At 66.5% G+C, this 1,587-nt stretch carries 2 protein-coding genes and 2 pseudogenes; 1 reads left to right on the top strand and 3 read right to left on the bottom strand.

The features are described from left to right. Together R5W23_RS07630 and R5W23_RS07625 are read right to left on the bottom strand one after the other, a co-directional pair. Positions 1 to 400, bottom strand: a pseudogene (locus R5W23_RS07630) (hypothetical protein); the annotation flags it as partial. Next, positions 355 to 801, bottom strand: a complete 447-nt coding sequence (locus R5W23_RS07625; RefSeq protein ID WP_320685821.1) for a helix-turn-helix domain-containing protein — start codon at positions 799 to 801, stop codon at positions 355 to 357. The pseudogene R5W23_RS07630 and the gene R5W23_RS07625, both read right to left, overlap by 46 nt. A gap of 117 nt (positions 802 to 918) precedes the next feature. Between R5W23_RS07625 and R5W23_RS07620 the strand changes: the two genes are divergently transcribed. After that, positions 919 to 1,230 (top strand): hypothetical protein, encoded by a 312-nt coding sequence (locus R5W23_RS07620; RefSeq protein WP_320685820.1) that lies wholly within the window; start codon positions 919 to 921, stop codon positions 1,228 to 1,230. Positions 1,231 to 1,364: 134 nt separating this feature from the next. Here the strand turns inward: R5W23_RS07620 and R5W23_RS07615 are convergent. Continuing rightward, a pseudogene (locus R5W23_RS07615) lies at positions 1,365 to 1,587 on the bottom strand (ISKra4-like element ISSiac4 family transposase); the annotation flags it as partial.

The raw sequence follows: 1,587 nt of genomic DNA, 5'->3' as shown, positions 1-1,587 counted from the left end.
GGTTCCGCTGGTACCGGGCGTTGTCCAGAACCAGGGTGACCGGGCCGACCAGCTTCTGGGCGGCGATGGCCCGCAGCAGTTGGCACATGGTGTCGGTGTTCACCACGGTGCTGTTGGTAACCGACACCAGGGTCCGAGTGACCGCGTTCCAGGCCCCCAACACGTTGAACCGCTGGCGACCCGAAGCCGCGCGGACGAACACCCGGGCGATGGACCACAGGCAACACAAGAACGTGCCGTACACGAAGTGAGCGGCGTCCACGAACAGCACGTGCCCGGTGCCCGCGGCGGCCGCGTCCAAGGTCGGTTGTAGTTCGGTGCCGAGGAACTGCCGCTGGATCTGAACGTGCTCGGTCAGCGACTTTTTGGGGGCACCGGGACGGCCCGGGACCGTTGCCATGTGAACCCGAGCCCGGCCAGGAACGTGCGGGTCTGGGTGAGCCCGCGGCGCAGCCCGGTGAGCTGGTGGATCCGCTCGATGGCTTCGGCCGTGGTACGCACCGGTTGCGCGGTGAGGGACCGCGTAATGGCCTCGGTGTGGGCCGCCAAGTCCGTCACCGGGCCGACCACGTCCCACCGCCGCAACCCGTCCCGTCCGCCCTCCCGGTAGGCCGCCACGTAACGCGGGACGGTGGCTCGCCCGAGGCCGGCGATCTCCGCGGCCTTGCCCCGGGTCACCCCGCAGTGGAGGAGCCACAGGACCAGCATCTTCCGCCGGACATGAGCCTCCGGGTGGGCGTCCCGCTCGGTGTTGACGACGGCTTGCTCGTCGTCGGTCCGGTCGACTCGGAACCACGCCATCGGCGAATCTCCACGTCCAGCGACCACGAGGTGGGGCACGCGGATGGGATACGCCGCCTCGGGGAAAACGTCTCATCCAAGGGTGGGCGGAGCATAGCCAGTCTCCTGTGCCCGGCAATGGGGGAACTCGACTCCGCGTTCGTGCCGGTGAAAACGGCCGAGTCACGTGTGCAGTGCAACCTTCTCCGCGACATCTTCGGCAACCCGTTCCAGTCGATCAATTTTGCTTTCGAGTGGCGCACCGAAACGGCGGTCGCGGTTGCGTCGCAAATGTACGAGAGCCGCGATTTCAGCGCGATGCCGATTCTCGCCGACGCACTTCAGGACGCCGGGTGCGACAACGACGATATCTTGAACCACTGCCGTGATCCGAAGGGCGCTCATGTCCGCGGTTGCTGGGTTGTCGATCTCCTCTTGGGGAAAAGCTGAGAGCTTCCGGAATGCCCTCAGAACGAGCGCGGGTTGTGGGCGGACGTTTACTCGGTTCTGTACTTTCCGCGAATTAGTGGGCGAGGAGGTGGGGTGAGCGTCTCTTGAGTCGGTAACTATTAATGGTCGGGCGTTCAGGCGACTGAGGCCCAGTAGGCGTCCCACGGTCCCTTCTCGCTTCGGAACAAGGCGCGGAGGTGGCAGACGGCATCCGCCCCGGCCTCACCCCAGCGCATCCCGCTGCCCTTCATCCGCTGGCCGACCACCTGCTTGCACGCCGCCTCCACCGGCCCACTCCCGATCAACCAGCCCTTCGCCCGGTACCCCGGGTAGTCCATCCGGTGGACCTGGTTCCCT

Source organism: Gemmata algarum, assembly GCF_034097035.1.
GTDB classification, from domain to species: Bacteria; Planctomycetota; Planctomycetia; order Gemmatales; family Gemmataceae; genus Gemmata; species Gemmata algarum.
The sequence above is the reverse complement of the archived record's forward strand: the minus strand, read 5'-3'. Positions and strand labels throughout refer to the sequence as shown.